Here is a 322-nt window from a genome sequence, read left to right on the forward strand (position 1 = left end):
GGAAAACCTGGCATCTCGACACCATCGCTGGCATGTGACGGCGCAGGCTGCGGATCGGCTGCAAGGGCAAGACCAGAAAGCCCCATCCCCAACATCAGGCCGCTGACCAGAGCAATGAGCGTAGATCCTGTCTCTTATACACATCTGACGCTGCCGACGATGCCAACTGGGTGTAGATCTCGGTGGTCGCCGGAGCATTAAAGAGGGGGGGGGGGGGGGGGGGGGGGGGGGGGGGGGGGGGGGGGGGGGGGGGGGGGGGGGGGGGGGGGGGGGGGGGGGGGGGGGGGGGGGGGGGGGGGGGGGGGGGGGGGGGGGGGGGGGG

Annotated in this window: 1 protein-coding gene; it reads right to left on the reverse strand. The window is 73.3% G+C overall.

Annotated features, from left to right (window positions below; genetic code table 11):
* Positions 1 to 94 precede the first annotated feature (94 nt).
* Positions 95 to 322 (reverse strand): hypothetical protein (locus JHD74_RS26210; protein WP_199063932.1); only part of this gene is annotated, 228 nt, incomplete at its 5' end.

Origin of the sequence: Serratia sp. ASV30 (assembly GCF_016428815.1) — a bacterium.
GTDB lineage: Bacteria > Pseudomonadota > Gammaproteobacteria > Enterobacterales > Enterobacteriaceae > Chania > Chania fonticola_C.